General features: G+C 41.9%; 21 protein-coding genes and 3 pseudogenes. 6 read left to right on the forward strand and 18 right to left on the reverse strand.

Going from position 1 to position 15,617, the window contains the following annotated elements:
- A pseudogene (locus O9334_RS13460) lies at positions 1 to 193 on the reverse strand (IS701 family transposase); the annotation flags it as partial.
- Positions 194 to 755: 562 nt separating this feature from the next.
- Here O9334_RS13460 and O9334_RS13465 point away from each other — a divergent pair.
- Positions 756 to 2,150 carry a DUF2252 domain-containing protein gene (locus O9334_RS13465; protein WP_045358631.1) on the forward strand — a complete coding sequence of 465 codons (1,395 nt, stop codon included), beginning with the start codon at positions 756 to 758 and terminating at the stop codon, positions 2,148 to 2,150.
- Between the two features lie 375 nt (positions 2,151 to 2,525).
- Here the strand turns inward: O9334_RS13465 and O9334_RS13470 are convergent, their stop codons facing one another.
- Positions 2,526 to 4,622 (reverse strand): S8 family peptidase, encoded by a 2,097-nt coding sequence (locus tag O9334_RS13470; RefSeq protein ID WP_288000515.1) that lies wholly within the window; start codon positions 4,620 to 4,622, stop codon positions 2,526 to 2,528.
- Between the two features lie 68 nt (positions 4,623 to 4,690).
- Between O9334_RS13470 and O9334_RS13475 the strand changes: the two genes are divergently transcribed.
- On the forward strand, positions 4,691 to 5,482 hold the full coding sequence (locus O9334_RS13475) for a Uma2 family endonuclease (protein WP_288000517.1): 792 nt from the start codon (positions 4,691 to 4,693) through the stop codon (positions 5,480 to 5,482).
- Here O9334_RS13475 and O9334_RS13480 read toward each other — a convergent pair.
- From O9334_RS13480 to O9334_RS13495, 4 genes are all read right to left on the reverse strand, one after another.
- The gene (locus O9334_RS13480; protein WP_288000519.1) at positions 5,385 to 5,732 is read right to left on the reverse strand and encodes a S8 family serine peptidase; all 348 of its coding nucleotides are present in this window, start codon (positions 5,730 to 5,732) and stop codon (positions 5,385 to 5,387) included. The two genes, O9334_RS13475 and O9334_RS13480, sit on opposite strands and share 98 nt — an antisense overlap.
- A gap of 73 nt (positions 5,733 to 5,805) precedes the next feature.
- Positions 5,806 to 6,459, reverse strand: a complete 654-nt coding sequence (locus tag O9334_RS13485) for a Uma2 family endonuclease (protein WP_045358634.1) — start codon at positions 6,457 to 6,459, stop codon at positions 5,806 to 5,808.
- Positions 6,460 to 6,476: 17 nt separating this feature from the next.
- Positions 6,477 to 7,055, reverse strand: coding sequence for a Uma2 family endonuclease (locus tag O9334_RS13490; RefSeq protein WP_045358635.1), 579 nt, complete (start codon positions 7,053 to 7,055; stop codon positions 6,477 to 6,479).
- Between the two features lie 14 nt (positions 7,056 to 7,069).
- Positions 7,070 to 7,636, reverse strand: a complete 567-nt coding sequence (locus tag O9334_RS13495) for a Uma2 family endonuclease (protein ID WP_045358636.1) — start codon at positions 7,634 to 7,636, stop codon at positions 7,070 to 7,072.
- 30 nt (positions 7,637 to 7,666) lie between these two features.
- Between O9334_RS13495 and O9334_RS13500 the strand changes: the two genes are divergently transcribed.
- Complete coding sequence (locus O9334_RS13500) at positions 7,667 to 7,927, forward strand: transposase (protein WP_080754260.1); 261 nt, start codon at positions 7,667 to 7,669, stop codon at positions 7,925 to 7,927.
- Between the two features lie 533 nt (positions 7,928 to 8,460).
- On the opposite strand, the gene O9334_RS13505 is transcribed toward O9334_RS13500, so the two are convergent.
- From O9334_RS13505 to O9334_RS13545, 9 genes are all read right to left on the reverse strand, one after another.
- A complete protein-coding gene (locus tag O9334_RS13505; protein WP_072024809.1) occupies positions 8,461 to 8,601 on the reverse strand; it encodes an anacyclamide/piricyclamide family prenylated cyclic peptide in 141 nt (46 codons plus the stop codon).
- 237 nt (positions 8,602 to 8,838) lie between these two features.
- Complete coding sequence (locus tag O9334_RS13510; RefSeq protein WP_045358637.1) at positions 8,839 to 9,132, reverse strand: type II toxin-antitoxin system RelE/ParE family toxin; 294 nt, start codon at positions 9,130 to 9,132, stop codon at positions 8,839 to 8,841.
- Positions 9,129 to 9,353, reverse strand: a complete 225-nt coding sequence (locus O9334_RS13515) for a hypothetical protein (RefSeq protein WP_045358638.1) — start codon at positions 9,351 to 9,353, stop codon at positions 9,129 to 9,131. Before O9334_RS13515 ends, O9334_RS13510 begins: the two co-directional genes overlap by 4 nt.
- Entirely contained in the window at positions 9,319 to 9,486 is a 168-nt protein-coding gene (locus O9334_RS13520) for a hypothetical protein (RefSeq protein ID WP_238567788.1), read from the reverse strand. The genes O9334_RS13515 and O9334_RS13520 overlap by 35 nt, the downstream gene beginning before the upstream one ends.
- A gap of 3 nt (positions 9,487 to 9,489) precedes the next feature.
- Positions 9,490 to 9,753 carry a ribbon-helix-helix domain-containing protein gene (locus O9334_RS13525; protein ID WP_045358639.1) on the reverse strand — a complete coding sequence of 88 codons (264 nt, stop codon included), beginning with the start codon at positions 9,751 to 9,753 and terminating at the stop codon, positions 9,490 to 9,492.
- 281 nt (positions 9,754 to 10,034) lie between these two features.
- Complete coding sequence (locus O9334_RS13530) at positions 10,035 to 10,313, reverse strand: hypothetical protein (protein WP_045358640.1); 279 nt, start codon at positions 10,311 to 10,313, stop codon at positions 10,035 to 10,037.
- Positions 10,282 to 10,569 carry a BrnT family toxin gene (locus tag O9334_RS13535; protein WP_045358641.1) on the reverse strand — a complete coding sequence of 96 codons (288 nt, stop codon included), beginning with the start codon at positions 10,567 to 10,569 and terminating at the stop codon, positions 10,282 to 10,284. The genes O9334_RS13530 and O9334_RS13535 overlap by 32 nt, the downstream gene beginning before the upstream one ends.
- A gap of 250 nt (positions 10,570 to 10,819) precedes the next feature.
- Entirely contained in the window at positions 10,820 to 11,116 is a 297-nt protein-coding gene (locus tag O9334_RS13540; protein ID WP_045358642.1) for a type II toxin-antitoxin system RelE/ParE family toxin, read from the reverse strand.
- Positions 11,116 to 11,400, reverse strand: a complete 285-nt coding sequence (locus tag O9334_RS13545) for a ribbon-helix-helix domain-containing protein (protein WP_045358643.1) — start codon at positions 11,398 to 11,400, stop codon at positions 11,116 to 11,118. Before O9334_RS13545 ends, O9334_RS13540 begins: the two co-directional genes overlap by 1 nt.
- Before the next feature lie 136 nt (positions 11,401 to 11,536).
- Here O9334_RS13545 and O9334_RS13550 point away from each other — a divergent pair.
- The 3 genes and pseudogenes from O9334_RS13550 to O9334_RS13560 all read left to right on the forward strand — a co-directional run bounded on the left by O9334_RS13550 (position 11,537) and on the right by O9334_RS13560 (position 13,404).
- A pseudogene (locus tag O9334_RS13550) lies at positions 11,537 to 11,753 on the forward strand (type II toxin-antitoxin system HicA family toxin).
- On the forward strand, positions 11,740 to 12,027 hold the full coding sequence (locus O9334_RS13555; protein ID WP_238567790.1) for a type II toxin-antitoxin system HicB family antitoxin: 288 nt from the start codon (positions 11,740 to 11,742) through the stop codon (positions 12,025 to 12,027). The pseudogene O9334_RS13550 and the gene O9334_RS13555 overlap by 14 nt, the downstream one beginning before the upstream one ends.
- A 372-nt stretch (positions 12,028 to 12,399) precedes the next feature.
- Complete coding sequence (locus O9334_RS13560) at positions 12,400 to 13,404, forward strand: helix-turn-helix domain-containing protein (RefSeq protein ID WP_288000534.1); 1,005 nt, start codon at positions 12,400 to 12,402, stop codon at positions 13,402 to 13,404.
- 416 nt (positions 13,405 to 13,820) lie between these two features.
- Here the strand turns inward: O9334_RS13560 and O9334_RS13565 are convergent, their stop codons facing one another.
- The 3 genes and pseudogenes from O9334_RS13565 to O9334_RS13575 all read right to left on the reverse strand — a co-directional run.
- Complete coding sequence (locus tag O9334_RS13565) at positions 13,821 to 14,474, reverse strand: HupE/UreJ family protein (RefSeq protein WP_066029591.1); 654 nt, start codon at positions 14,472 to 14,474, stop codon at positions 13,821 to 13,823.
- A 14-nt stretch (positions 14,475 to 14,488) separates the two neighbouring features.
- Positions 14,489 to 15,415, reverse strand: coding sequence for a class I SAM-dependent methyltransferase (locus O9334_RS13570; protein WP_149987282.1), 927 nt, complete (start codon positions 15,413 to 15,415; stop codon positions 14,489 to 14,491).
- A 62-nt stretch (positions 15,416 to 15,477) separates the two neighbouring features.
- Positions 15,478 to 15,617, reverse strand: a pseudogene (locus O9334_RS13575) (IS4 family transposase); the annotation flags it as partial.

Genomic DNA, 15,617 nt, shown 5'->3' on the forward strand with positions numbered 1-15,617 from the left:
ATGTAATCGGTTATAAACTACTCCGACGGCATTATTGGCCATTTGAGGGAGGTTTTTCCTCTCACTTTCCCCTAATAATCCTCCTAAATATTGTCTGAAGCCGTTTTTTTGCGCTTCGTTTTTGAAGCAATTGTCAAACCGTCCACACCATCGGTCAAAGCAGGGGGGCATCGCTAGGGGTTGTCTCTTTCATCGCCGATTTCTCAACGTTAAGTGCTTATTCTGTAACGATTATACTCGATTAAACCTTTGTTGAGCGTTTAAGTCCCATTATACCCTCAGTTATCTTTTGTTATCGTTTGAGTCCCGTTAGCGGTAGCGTAACATGAGCCGGACACCTATTCTTAGTTGTGCTTCGCTGTTCTGTGCTCGCCTTTGTTTCATCCCTTCGGTAAAACCGACGATCTTCACCCGACATTTGAGATAAAATTTTGTTACGAGCATTCCACGAGCAATTTTTGCTCAAGATACAATCGAAATAGCCGGGCTGCCATTGGGCTAAAAGTTAAGCAAATTTAAGAGATAGCCATTTCAGAAAAAAATGTGTGATCGATAATGTTGATCTTCCCCAGATAAGAAGCGAGTGAAGATTAATTGTTGAACCGAGCATCAGAAGCTATCTCTACAGGAGGAAATGTTAGAAAGTTATCCCAGAAGGGGAACCATCACTATTGACTTATCTATTTCCTATTGCTTGTCTTCATTTAGTCATCTAACAGCAAGGGATGTAATCTCATTCAGGGGAAAAAGTCGCTATGAACCACCAAATAGAAACCCCTATCCGCTCACCTTCTCAAGCTCGATTCCGTTCACGGGAAGAACGCATCCAGATCGGTAAATCCCTGCGGGAGCGATTGCCGCGTTCTAGCCACGCTATCTGGCAACCCCCCGCAGCCGGTCGGGAGCCGATCGAGATCATCGAAGCATCAAATCGGGGGCGATTACAGGAATTGATTCCCATCCGCTACGGGCGTATGTTGCGGAGTCCCTTTACCTTCCTGCGCGGTTCCGCTGCTTTGATGGCCTACGATCTGGCCACCACTCCCAAAACCGACGTTATCGTGCAGGCCTGCGGAGATTGCCACCTCTTGAACTTCGGATTTTTTGCCACCCCCGAACGCAATTTAGTCTTCGATATTAACGATTTCGACGAAACCCTGCCCGCACCTTGGGAATGGGATCTCAAGCGTCTGGTGGTCAGCTTTGTCATCGCTGGCAGGGATAGCGATCTATCCGATCGAGAATCGAAGGCGGCGGCGATCGATTGCGCTCGTTCCTATCGGGAACACCTGCGGGAATATTCTCGCCTCAGTCCGTTAGAGGTGTGGTACACGCGCATAGGAGTGGAACAGGTGCTCGAGATGGCCCCCGACGAAAAGACGCGGAAGATACGGGAACAGATGATGACAAAGGCCCGCGAGCGCATCATCGAACATCTCTACCCCAAGATCGTCACCCAAAGCGGGGGACGCAATCGCTTTGTCGATCAGCCGCCCATTCTCTACCATGTCAACGAACCGGATTGGGAGACTCTCGTGCGTGAGGGTCTGGAAGACTATCGCCAATCCCTGCCGGAGGAACGCCGGGTCCTGTTCGATCGCTACCAGTTAGAGGACTTTGCCCTGAAAGTGGTGGGCATTGGTAGTGTCGGCACCAGATGTTATATCGCCCTATTGTTCTCGGAAGATAACCATCCCCTCATCCTACAAGTTAAGGAGGCTTGCCCTTCGGTTCTGGAACCCTATACCGCCAAGAGCCAGTATGAAAATCAGGGACAACGGGTGGTTACAGGCCAGAGATTGATGCAATCCTCTAGCGACATATTTTTAGGCTGGACCCAGGGAAGACGGGGCAATAACTTCTATTTACGGCAACTGCGGGATATGAAGTTTTCCCTACCCATTGAGGGAGTATCGGCCGTCCAACTGCAACGCTACGCCGAGTTCTGTGGCTGGACCTTGGCCCGCGCCCACGCCAAATCTGGAGATGCGGCCACCATTAGCGGTTATTTGGGGAAAGGAGATCAGTTCGATCTAGCGATGGGAGAATTTGCGAGCGCTTATGCGGAGCAGACAGAACGAGATCACGCCGCTTTGGTGGAAGCGGTCAAAACAGGACGGGTCGAGGCTTTGGTAGAAGAAGATTTATAGCATTAAGCTATCAGCCTGTTATTTCTCGACCTTACAATGGGCGCAAGCGTTGCGCCCCTACATTGCACCTGGTGTGATTGGTGGGGAAGTTCAGCCTGAACTTCCCCATACATATCTACTACAATAGCCGAACACCCTTATCCATCAATGGATACACCCATTAACTTTTCTTAATGTACCCATGTTTATTGTAATATTTTTTTATTGACAGGGATGGAGCATATTTGCTAGGCCAGAATGATAGCCATATATATAGAAAAAGTTCCGGCTCTTCGTTACTCTTTATGCTAAATTAACATACAAAATGCCAAGATAACATACATTTCAATTTTATCTAAAATGTTTTGGGAGCCTTAAATGGGATAAGCTAAAACCTCACTTAGAAACAGCCCAAGAGCGCACTTCTCCTAAGGTTACTGGAGTGCGATCGCTGACATCAATAGTAAAGCGAAAAACTCGTTTAGCGCGCAGACCATTTTCGGGATCAAAGAATTTTAATTTCACATCCCAGCATTCACTTCCGTAGCGACAGAAGGGGCTTTTTTCTACTTCAATACTGTGTAGTTCCATTCCCATCGCTACTGCTTGGGAGAAGGTTTGTACGGCTTGAAAAGCGTTAGTAGCCGCAAAATTTAAAGCGCGATCGCGGGCGATTTGTCCGACATTGCGTAAGTCATAATAAATGCGATTTAAGAAACTGGTCAGAGAACGACGCATCCTCGCTTCATCGGCGATTTCATGTTCTGCGCTAACAGTTTCTAGCGCTGATTCAATGAGAGTATTAACTTTCCAGCCATACATTCCCCGGGGACTATTAACCTTGATGACGGGAACAATTTGACCAGAAAAAAGTCTCACGGTTTCCTCGGTCAGCATACCAGGTATACTCACCCTTTCCACATAATCTTCGTCAGCTTCTGGCAATATTTGACCCGCTAACATATATTGCATGACTTGATAAATCTCGGCGGCAAAAGCTCCCACGGGTTTAATTGCATAGATGGGAGTTAGTTCTAAATTGACTGTCCAAATTAAAGACTTAGTTTCTGATAGATTACTTTCTAAATAATCTACCATTTGCCGCGCATCGTAGGGATTGGATGGTAATTCAAGATTATCGATCGTGATGGTTGGCATTAACTGTTTAAAGGTGTCCCGACGCGCTTCTGTGCCGAAGTCATAACCTAAAGTTCCTAACACATAAACCAGGTTTGAACGTTGACTAGGAACGACACTATTAAAGACAATCTTGTTATTTGTTTGATTATTTTGTATTAATCCGTTTGAGGAAACATTTTCTGAAACATTGCTAGGAGCGATCGCCAGTTCTATTGTCGCTGCTGTTGGGGGGGTTATAGTTATTCCCTGAGTCGCCATCTCGGTTGTATTAGATGGGATAACCGAGGTTGTCACTGTCATCGGAATTACCGCCGATTCTATGATATTATTCGACGAATTGTTATCCGCTTCAACAGTTTGTAATTTCTCTCCCGTCAGCAGTTCATAAGCACCCGCAATATTGATTTTTCCTAATAAACAGCGTTCTGGTTCTGCTACTTCATTAGGATCGCAGGGGATGGCACTATTAATCAAGGCGGCTCTTACTGCTTCTGCATCAGGAGATAACCCCTGTTCTAATTGCAAACTCATCAATAAAGCGGCTGTTCCTGTCACAATGGGAGCCGCGCAGCTAGTCCCTTTTTTGCGGATGGGGTCATCGGTTCCGGGTTGAGCGCCTAAAATATTCTCTCCGGGAGCGAGAATCCCTTGAGTTGCATATTTACCACCAAAATTACTAAATTTAAATGGCTCGCCTGTATCTTTCATTGCTCCTACGGTCAGGACATTTTCTAACACCGCAGGAACGCACCAACACTCTCCTTGATCATTACCTCCTGGAGCAATCACCAGGATATTATTAGCTTGAGCTTGACGAATTGCTTTATCAATAAATTCGTGAGCTAATCCGCTTTGAGTTGGGTGACAAGCTGCACAATGGATAATATTAACTCCCTGTTCAATAGCGGTACTAATTGCCCTGGAAAGATTGAGAGGATTAATAAAATCTTCGTTGCTATAGGCGATGGGAATATTAATTACAGTAGCCTGAGGAGCAATCCCTTCTACGGGTGAATCTGGCTGGCCACAAATGGTGCTGATAATATGGTTAGCATGGAAGCGTAAATGCAAACTGTGGAGGATGTTTTCATCGGGGATTGCTTCTTTGAACAGATACTCTTTTTCTTCCTCACTTTTGCCACTTTTTTCTACATCTAAAAACGCTTGTAAGTGTTGCGGATCGATGGGAAATTCTTCCGACCAATAGGGATCAAGGCGGGTAATATTTGCTCCTTGGAAGCAGGCGCGGTCTAAGTCAATCGGTCCATCAAGAACGGCGATTTTGATGCGGGGATCGCCTTTTGTCTGGGAGCGAAGAGCGGTCATTCCGGGGATAGCATTGAGATCAGGCATAGTTTTTGCAGGTTTTCAAGAACAGTTATAGAATAAAAGCTAGATAACAATAAATAGGGGAATTAAAGATGAGTGCAATCACCCAAACGGGACAACCCTCAACCACAATTCAGGACCCTTCTGCAACGGTTTATTGCGCTTCCCCTTTACCCGATCACACCCAACTCCCCGATAAAGATGGAAGTTTTGTGAAAAACTATCAAGAGCCTCCCCAAGCAGACCTTTTAACGGATACTATTACACCCCTTTTGGAGCAATTACATCCTGACGGTAATTACTGTCTGGGTCGAGATTGTGGGATTTATTGGCGATTGCCAGAGTATCCAGAATCCCTAGAAAAGGGTGCTGTTGCTCCCGATTGGTTTTATGTTCCCCATGTCCCCACAACGATTGATGGTCAAGTTCGCCGTTCCTTTGTGATGTGGAAAGAAACCATTGAACCGGTTATTGCCTTAGAATTTGTCTCTGGCAATGGTGAAGAAGAACGGGATAAAACGCCTGTCAAGGGTAAATTTTGGATCTATGAGCGAGCGATTCAAATTCCTTTTTATGGAATTTATGAAGTTAACAAGGCCCAGATCGAGATGTACCAGTTAGTTAATGGTCGTTACCAAAAAATGACTCCTAATCAGCGCGGTCATTATCCCATTGTTCCTCTCAAGGTAGAGTTAGGAATTTGGCAGGGGGAATACCAAAATCAATCCTTTCCCTGGCTTCGCTGGTGGGATGGGGAAGGTAACTTGTTGTTAACTTCCCAGGAATCTACTCAACAGGAACGACAACGAGCCGAACAGGAACGACAACGAGCCGATCGCCTAGCGGAACAGTTGAGGGCCTTGGGGATAGAACCTGAAGATTAAGGGCAATACCTTGGATGTCGCTGTTGGGTTGTCCGAAGATGAGGCTGGCAATATGGGTTCCGTGGGTGGACATTTGCCAGGCGGTGGCTTGATGCTGGACGAGGGTGGGTAAACGGGTTAGAGCTGCCCCCTTGAAGCAGGGATGGTCGGTATCAACTACACCATCGAGAATGGCGACGGTTATTTCTGATGCGCCTTTGGTTTGTTTTTGTAGTTCTTTTAATCCTGGAATAGTTGGGAGGTTAGTCATTAGTAATTTTCTCAGCTAGTTGTAATAGTTTTGGCGAGGCTAATTGAATTAAAATGCTATATTTCACTATTAATTATCTCCTAGCTATTCCTAATTGCAAAACCTCTAAAACCTTGGCTAAGTCACCGGCTAGTAAAGCATCCCTATCTAACCATAATCCAGGGAAGATCTGGGAACAAATTATCCCTTCTGAGTTCGGTTCAAGTTTAATATATTCTTCATTTGTTAATCTAAACCAATCAAATTCTCCATCTTCGACTCGCCAGACTAGATATTCTTGCACTTGGTTACGGCGATAAACATTAAGTTTTTGATGTAAGTCAAGGGAGACGGTACTCGCTGCAATTTCGACGATTAACTCTGGCGCACCTTCGACATAACCATCCTCACTAATCGTTGATTGTCCACCATTTTTAATTCTTAATAGTGCATCGGGTTGAGGTTCATTGTCTGCATCAAGACGAACCGTACAATTATCACCTAATTGCAGATTCGGGGTGAAGGCTTGATACAAACCTAACCAGGTGATAATCTGAGCATGAGGTTCACCATGGTTCTTAATTCTTAGGGGAGAAGCCATAATATAAACAATTCCTTCAATCAGTTCTGCCTTTTTCAGCTTTGGCATAGCATTATATCTACGCTCAAATTCACGACGAGTAAGCTTGTCCCCATTTTCTAGGCGTGGAATGGTTAATTGAGGAGAAATTGTTGTAGTTGCTATCATCTAGGGGTTTCCTCCGGTCAAAAAAGGGGTAATTCTAAAGTAAATCCGGGTAAAACATCCTCCCCGGATAAGGTGGTTGGTAATGAGACGATTTCTACTTCCTGATTTTGGCGATAGATGGCTACCTGTTGACTAATGGGATCAATTAACCAACCTAGTCTTAAGCCACTGACGAGATATTCCTGCATTTTTGCTTGGAGTTGACTTAAAGAATCAGTGCGCGACCTTAATTCTATCACAAAATCAGGACAAATTCTCGCAAATTTTTCTTGTTCTTCTCGGGGTAAAGCTTCCCAGCGTTGATTAGCAATCCAAGCGACATCAGGGGAACGTTTACCACCCTTGGGTAAGGTAAATATAGTGGAAGAACTAAACACTTTACCCAGTTTTGTTTGACGATTCCAAATAACCAAATCGGCGTTTAAATCTGCTTCTCGATTTCCACTAATAGCACCAACAGGCGGCATAATGATTAATTCTCCTTCGGCATTTTCTTCAATTCGCCAATCGTCGTTATTATGGCAAAGTTGATAGAATTGCTCATCGCTTAAATTTACGGATTTTAAGTTTAAGGTAATGGGTTCGACGGTAATCATGGGGGTTAATTTGCCTAATTAAATACTTGAGAAACTTTTAAATTAAGTTGACCAAATATAGAAGATTTTACTAAGTCATCACTGCTAAAATTACCAATTTCTGCATAAGTATCTCCTTTTAATTCTAAGACTAAAATAGTTTGAGTTTGAGGATCAACTATCCAGTATTCAGGAATCCCACAAGCTTGATATTGGCTTCTTTTAGCGATGTAATCTCTCTCTCTTTGGATTTCCCCCGGACTAACCACTTCAATGACTAATAAGGGGGGTGACATGGAAAGAAGAATCGTATTTCTCTGGGAGAGTAATTGAATATGTTCTTCTCGAATAATGGTTAGGTCAGGATAACGGTTTTTCGGTTCACCTCTCACTTCTAATTCTAAACCATGTCCTCTGACTCTATCTGTTCCTAGCATCAAAGCAAAGACTAGAAAAAGACGATTAGCAATTTGAAAGTTAAGTCCTGATTCTGGTGGCATTTCTACCAATTCTCCGTTAAATAATTCATAAGATTCCTCTGAATTATCCTCATATTGTAGATATTCGGCAAAGGTTTGAAAGCGGGGTTTTGTGATTAACATAAAATTTACTCCGTTTTAAAGAATTTAAATATGCCCAGAAAACCTCGAAATCTTCAAGCTGGTTATTCCTACCACGTCACCACAGGCTGCAATAACCGAGAGTTCAAACTATCCAAGCGGGAATGCCTGGAGGTATTTCTTTATGCCATCAAGAAGGCTTTAGACAAACACCAGTTTCAGCTTTATGCTCTCTGTATCATGTCTAATCATCTCCATTATCTGATCGAACCTGCCCAACCAGAAGATTTACCCAAAATTATGCACTTTCTCAACTGGTACAAGGCGATGTGATCCCCCCGCCTTCGGCTTCCCCCCTTATCAAGGGGGGCTAGGGGGGATCGCACAGGACACTTTTGGGAAAAACGGTATTTTTGCGATGGCTTCCCTCCTTCCGATAAAGAAAGGGCATTAAATACCTTACGTTACATTCTTAACCGATGATGGCTTAACTCAATGGCATCCTGCTTTTCTTAAACTTGGTGACAGCCTAGAAGAATGCGCCAGAAAGTACAAGGGCTTTTGCCAGAAGTACAAGCCAAAGGAGAAGAACACCGCTATCCGATGCCACTGGGGAAGTAAGCTATTGGCACGGGTTCATCTCCCTGAACCTAAGTCTTCTAGCACTCGTGAGTCAAGGAAAAGGGGGACCGAGAAGAGAAACAACCTCTGCTTCCCTGCTCCCGGGGCTTTTTCACCGATGCCCGGTATCCGAAACTCCCGAATTAACTAGGATTGTGCGTCAATTCCAAGGGAGCAACCGTGCGCCTTGGCAAGGAGAAAAAGACTTTTGACCTGATTTGAGGTTCGTGCTAGAATCAAGGGGACTACTCCGCGTCGTCTCCCGCAAAAGGTATGCGCCGATTGACCCATTGCGGAGCGATCGCATTGCCATCACGAGAGACGGTAGCGTTATTTTCCCGTTGGACAGGAGCAGCGTTACGAGGGGTCAGTTTTTTGGTTTTCATGGGGTATATCCTCCAATGATGTTAATTAATTTAATCAAGCGGCCTTGACATCTTCTTGTCAATAGTTTTCCGTGAAGTTTTTGTGAAGTTTTTGTTAAGCTTAAGCTTAAATTTCCCCGAAGAAAACCCCCACCAGATGCTATTGGGGAACGGGGAAAAATGATACCCTTAGATGGATGCGATCGCTTTTTTAATTAACATCAAACATATAATCCCGAAAATGCGATTAAGATAAAATTAATAAACCTGATCATGAGTACCAATATCAATTAGAATAATTACCTCTTTTTGCTCCTTATCATTAGTTTCTGTTGTTTCCAAAGAAAATACAATTCTACAATCATAACCACAAGAACAAGCTTTTAATCCTAATAATTTTCCTTGTAATGAATGAGTAGCTAACTGAGGTGTAAAAATATCTTCTTGCATTAACTTTAATGTTTCAATAATTTTTTGTTCAAGTTGAGCATTACGCTTGACAAATTTACGAAATGATCGTTTAAACTTCTCTGTTGCAATAATCTCTTTCATTCATCTTCTGTTAATTTGGCTTTTAATTCATTAATAATATCTTCTAAGGGTTGAGGTTTTAATTCTCCTCTTTGAAAAGCCTCCCTTGCTTCTTTAGCATTTTGGGCTATTTCTTCTCGATAGGATTCTATTATTTGATTTTTGATGATTTCTATTAACATTTCTCTCTGTTCAATCGGTAGTTGATTAACTGTTATAAGAGCTTGTTCTAATGTCATCATAATTGATCCTCTCTTGATTTAATTTAAGTAATAAGTTTAACTGATTGGCATCTTGAAGATTAGAATAAGCAATCCGATTATTGATGCTTTCTAAATCTTCTTTAGCTGTTGAAGATATTAAAATAATGGTCATAATTTAATATCCACAATTCTGAAGATTGTTTGCTTTTAATCTGTTGATGACTTCTCTACCATCAAAACTTTCCCCACGTTTCAACTCTTGCACCCCAATCATGACTTCCCGTTTCAATTCTTCAAATCTTCCTCGGTAAATTCTGTCTCTTTCTGCCAATAAACGCAATCCCTCTTCAATAACGGCTAAATCATCTTGATATTTTCCTGTTTTAATTTGTTGAGCAATCAAATCTTCTATTTCTGGTGTCAGTTGGATAGTGTTCATCGCTTCTCCTAATTACCGTGCTATCATCCTGATCGAGTATTATAGCGCAGCCTTTTTAGCATCTTATAGTTTTAACAGATTTTGGACAGACTACCAGATAGACTGGTTCATCTATCCGAATCTAAGTCTTCTAACACTCGTGAGTCAAGGAAAAGGGGGACCGAGAAGAGCAAAAACCGCTGCTTCTCTGCTCTCCCTGGTCCAGTCATAGTAGGTTGATTCATGAATCAACCTACTATGAGAGCAAAAACCTGTACTCCCCTGCTACCCCCCCTGCTCCCCTATTCTACTTTTGTTATAGATGAAGAAAAAGCTTGATTGGCCTGAGCATAAGTTTTTAACGCCACAGACATTTGTTCTTGTGCAGTTTCTCCCTGGGATTGAAACCAAGCAAAAGTTTCTGCATCTATTTCGACTTTTACAGTAACAATATCTTCCGGTAGTCGCAATTGTGCTTTAACCCAAAAATCTTCTGATAGTGGAGGAATATCAGAAGTATCAATATCCTCATCTTTCATCCCATCAATTCTACTCCAATCTGTTTTTGAGATATTGCTCATAATGTTTTCCTTCGTAAGATAATGCTTTTCTTAAGGATATAATGCGAATTGTTTGAGCGTCAGGTTCAGTATAGACAATAACAACGACTCGTCCATCTAGTAAACCAATAGCCACAAAGCGAGTTTCTCCATAATTCTCTCGCTCATCCAATTCAACAACCATTGGTAAGTTAAAGATACGATAAGCGTCGGCGAAGTCAAATCCATGTTTAATAAGGTTGCTTTGATTTTTGCGTTCATCCCATTCAAATTTCATATATTAATCGTAGCCAAATTGGAGCAGCGTTATGGAGGGTCAGTTTTTTGGTTTTCATCATGGTGTATCCTCCATAATTTTACTAAGTCAAGTTGTACCAGTTCTTTTTTCCCGAGTCAAGAGTTTTTCGGTGAAGTTTTGTTAGGTTTTTGTTAAGTTTAGATCAGCTTAAATTTCCCGAAGAAACCCCCAGCCGATGCTACTGGGGAGCAGGGAAGAATGACACCCTTAGATTGATGCGATCGCTTGCTTAATCAACATCAAACATAGCATCTAAATCTCTATATCCACTGACTACTCTTGCGATTTCAATTCCGGTTTCAAGAGGGAAATAAAAGATCAGATAATCTTCTACTGAAAAACTTCGTAATCTAGGGATTAACTCATCGCGCCTACGTCCCAGATTGGGGAATTTAGCTAATTTTTTACAAGCCTGTTGGATTTTTTCTTTTAAAATTCTAGCAGCTTGCGGATTTTTCCCAGCCAAGTAACTATTAATTTGCTTTAAATCCAATCTAGCTGAGGGTGAGAAAATAATCTTTGACATTATTTCTGACTCATCGGGAAACCCTTAGCCTCTATTTGTTGTAAATCCTCTTCTAATTCTGAAAAAACCTCTTCGGCATTAATTCCTTCCTGTCGTCTTAATTCCTCAACGCCAATCATAACTTCCCGTTTCAATTCTTCAAATCTTCCTCGGTAAATTCTGTCTCTTTCTGCCAATAAACGCAATCCCTCTTCAATAACGGCTAAATCATCTTGATATTTTCCTGTTTTGATTTGTTGAGCAATCAAATCTTCTATTTCCGTTGTCAGTTGGATAGTGTTCATCGCTTCTCCTAATTACCGTGCTATCATCCTGATGGAGTATTATAGCGCAGCCTTTTTAGCATCTTATAGTTTTAACAGATTATACAAGACTTGTCACACCCCCCAGCAAATTACCTGATCGATCAAATCTTGACTGATGCCAAAAAAAATCAGAGAATTAAAACAAATGCTCAAAAAAGCTGGATTTATTGATTTTCCGGGAAAAGGCAGTCACAACCATTGGTTACACCCTCTATATGCAGGGAAAATCACTCTCTCGGGAAAAGACGGAGCGGATGCTAAACGTTACCAAGAATCAAGAAGTCAAAAATGCCATTGAAGAGGTCAGGAGAAAAGAAGATGAAAAAACTTAAATATAGAATAGTGATTCAGTGGTCTGATGAAGACAATTGTTATCTAGTTGGCTTACCCGACTTTCCAGGTCAAAAATGGCGAACTCATGGTAATACTTATGCTGAAGCTGTGAAAAATGCTGAAGAAGTCCTAGTATCTCTGATGCAACTTTATCAGAAATTAGGGGAATCTTTACCTCATCCTGAAATAACTAGGGTTTGCGGCAAAAAGTTTGTTGGTGGGGTTAGGAGTCGGTCGTCAGGAGTCGGTCGTCAGCACCGTCCGCTCGACTGAGCGTTCGACAAAAGCTCACGCGGCTCGACTGAGCTCGCCGAACGTCCGAAGTCTCGCCGAACGTCCGAAGTCTCACGCCGAGGTCCAAACGGAGTCAGGAGTTTCAGGCTTTGTTGCCCTCTTTCTTTGTACGAGTTAATGTACTATTAAAAGGATAATGCAAGGTTTTTGAAGGTCACAATCCTATTTTCGCAGCATGAACATCGGATTTTAACAGGTCAAAAACCTGGCGTTGTCAGATCAGAATATGAAAGATGCAATGCAATCCTTGCTATCAAAGTAATTTCAGTTCCAAGCTGATTCGGATCATCTTTCAATTTGACAACGCCAAAAAAGCTTTATTTCACTCAATAACCCAGGAGTTATACATAAATGTTTATTTTTGACAATAAAACCGATATTTTAATTAATTCTCAGGAATTAACCTTTAAAAGTGAATATTTTTGTGACTTTTCTCGCTATTTTCAGAATCGAGAATTCGTCAACGGAGATGCTTTACAACTCAGTGGTGATCATTTTGAAGGGTATCTTTCAAGGATCATCATCGATGAAGTGATGTTAGAATTATCGCAACGTAATTGTTTAACGAATGTTGTGGGAGTAATCCATTCTAAAATGTGGGTTTTTGCGATTCCTGTTCATGTGAATTCTGTCTTCTTCCAAAATTTGTATCCATTAGAAAATAACTATCTTGGGATTATCCCCCCTAAATCAGAAATTTCCGTTTTTCAACATCCCTTTTCCAATCGTTTTCAGCTTTACGTTCATGATAATTATCTGCAACAATTGTGCCAAACTTTAGAGTTACCAGAAGCGAAAAAGTTTTTAAATTCTTCCGCTTCTTCTATTGTGATTTGCCCATCGGAAAAAATTCGTCATCTCCAACAATCTTGTCATCAACTTTATCAAATGCTATTTAATTTAGATCGTCAACAAATATCTGGGAAAAGAAAAGCATTAAGATTGAATTTTGTCAGTCAAAAATTAAAAGAAGAAATTGTCAAAGATTTTCTTTTGACTTTAGCAGTAACCAAAGATATTAAAACCGCTAAAAACACTATCAGACGCACCTCTATCCTCAAAAAAGCAGAAGAAATGATGAGAAAAAATCTGCGTTCTGATCTTACTATTCCAGTGATTTGTCAAGAATTAAAAGTAAGTCAACGCACCTTAGAATATATATTTAAAGACTTCTATCAAATGTCTCCTTACAATTATTTTAAATTGCTTCGTCTTAATGCTTTACATCAATCTCTTAACCAAAATAATCAGACAAAATTAGTTTATGAAATTGCCGAAGAATTAGGTTTTTTTCATCGAGGATATCTGGCCTCTGATTATAAAAAACTGTTTGGTTACTTCCCCTCTGAAACCTAAAAAAATAGTAGGGGTAGGAATTAGGATTATTGTTAGATTTATCTGACTTATTTTTTCTTTGAGGACTAAATTCCTAACTCCTCTTTCAATTGAGCGGCTCTCCCGCACTTGTTTGGTAGGGGCGTATAGTGTACGCCCTTTCTTCGATCCCATAACCTCAAGAGAGCCATTAATAATTAGCCCCATCGAGATTAATTTACTTAGGGCTTGCTGAATAAATCTAAAAACCTTGTTGGATGAGGCTTTTAGACTTTTTTGACCTCAAAAAGTGCCGACCATTGGAGGGATCGGGGGTAAAATTCAGGTACTTTTTCCCTGAAAATTAGGTAACTGACTACCTCAAAATCGGTAAAACCCTACACCCCACACCCCACACCCCACACCCTGCCCCCACCAACAAACTTTTTCAGCAGACCCTACTTAATTCCCACTAAAAAAGTTGTACCGATCGCCATAATTGCCAATCCGATTAACTTGCTAATTAGAGTTGCTTGCTTGGCTAATTTTTCCTTGATGACACTGCCAAGAAAAAAAGCACCAGATGCGATCGCTAATTGGATGACGGTAAAACCGATTAAATAGGCAACTAAAGCGGCAACTTGCGCCCCGATAATTGATTCTCCGTAGGCATAACCGTGGAAAATTCCCGCAATCATTGCCAGAGTTGCCAGAGCGATCGTATAGAGATTAGAAGGATTTTGTAAACCTTTTTTTAGGGTTAAAATCACGCCAAAAATCACCACAGAAAGGGCAACAATCCCCTCAGGAAAAAGTAAATTTATTCCCTGTAAATGAATACCCGTCCCGATTAAAGTGGCAATCGCAAAAGCGATCGGAATTAATAAACCCTGTTCCATCCCCACAGCAATTAAACCACTAGCCACCACAAAAGCTAAATGATCTAAACCGATAACCGGGTGAGCTAAACCCGATAAAAATCCCTTCAAAAAATTATCAGGAGTTTCCCCTGCCATGGCATGATGGGCGAGGGTTTTGCTGGCAAAAATTAACAGGAATAGGGGGACAATAGTTAATATCCTTGTCCAGCTTTGACGAAAAATTATCTTCATTGATTACCTCAAAATTATGATTCGGAAACCCGCGCAACAATCGCCCGATGTCGGGGACTGGTGGGGGTAATGATCGGTGTTTGAAACCCCGCTTCAACTAATGCCCGTTCGATATCGAGAGTAAAATATTGATCGAGATAGGGTTCGGTACTCTTGAGTAAGGTTAGGACATAAGGGGGCATTTTTCGATAAATTTCCGAGCGCGGATTCATATCCATCAGCGTCAAATAACCCCCCGATCGCAATAAACGACGCGCTTCGGCGAAAATTTCTCTAGTAGCCTGTTGGGGTAGTTCGTGGAACATTAAAAACGACGATACCAGATCGTAGGACTGACTGGGTAATTGAGTTTTTTCCGCGGCTGCGTGTTGCCATTGAATCGTCTTTTGTTTTTGTTGAGCTTGGTATTGGGCAACGGCTAAATAGTAGGGAGAGAGATCTAACCCAGTTACCCGCGCTTGAGGATAAGTATCTTGCAGTGCGAAGCTGCTCATGCCGACACTACAGCCTAAATCGACAATATCGTTAATTTCTGCCTTGATTTGCTCCTTCAATATCCGGTGATATTCCCGTCGCAATCGCGGATCGCCGTCAATCCCCGCCCCGGGCCAGATGGTAGAATGGACAGCATAGGCGGCAGATTCTACCTCAAAAGCTGGCAACCAGTCTAAATTGCCCTTTTCGTAAGCGTGGAAAGAACAAACGTAGTATTCGGGATAGACGAGATCGGGATTTTCTACCGCTTGCAGTTCCCAACTCCAATCCCGTTGCTGCCATTGTTTGACGGTTTCCCGCCAAGGTACGCCTAGTTTTTCGGCTCTTTTAATCATCATATTGCGGGCCTGATAGCGAGCGATGTCAAAAAGCGGTTTTATGCCGAGAATACGGTTAACTAGACCAGAAACAGGATTAAAGGAGGTTGGAACGGGTGTAACTGTCATAGAAAAGCTTCGATCGTAAATTTTCCCTTATTCATCTTATAACAGTGATCAGTGATCAGTAACTAAGTACAGGACAAAAATTGTAGGGAATGAAGAAAATCCCGATGATTAGGCAAAGAAGGGTTAAGAATCAGATGACGAAGATGGTCAAAACCTAAGCGAAAAAGACTCTTAGCACGACGACCGTGTTTCTTGAGGGGAA

Source organism: Microcystis sp. LE19-8.1F (assembly GCF_027531715.1).
Lineage (GTDB): Bacteria > Cyanobacteriota > Cyanobacteriia > Cyanobacteriales > Microcystaceae > Microcystis > Microcystis wesenbergii_A.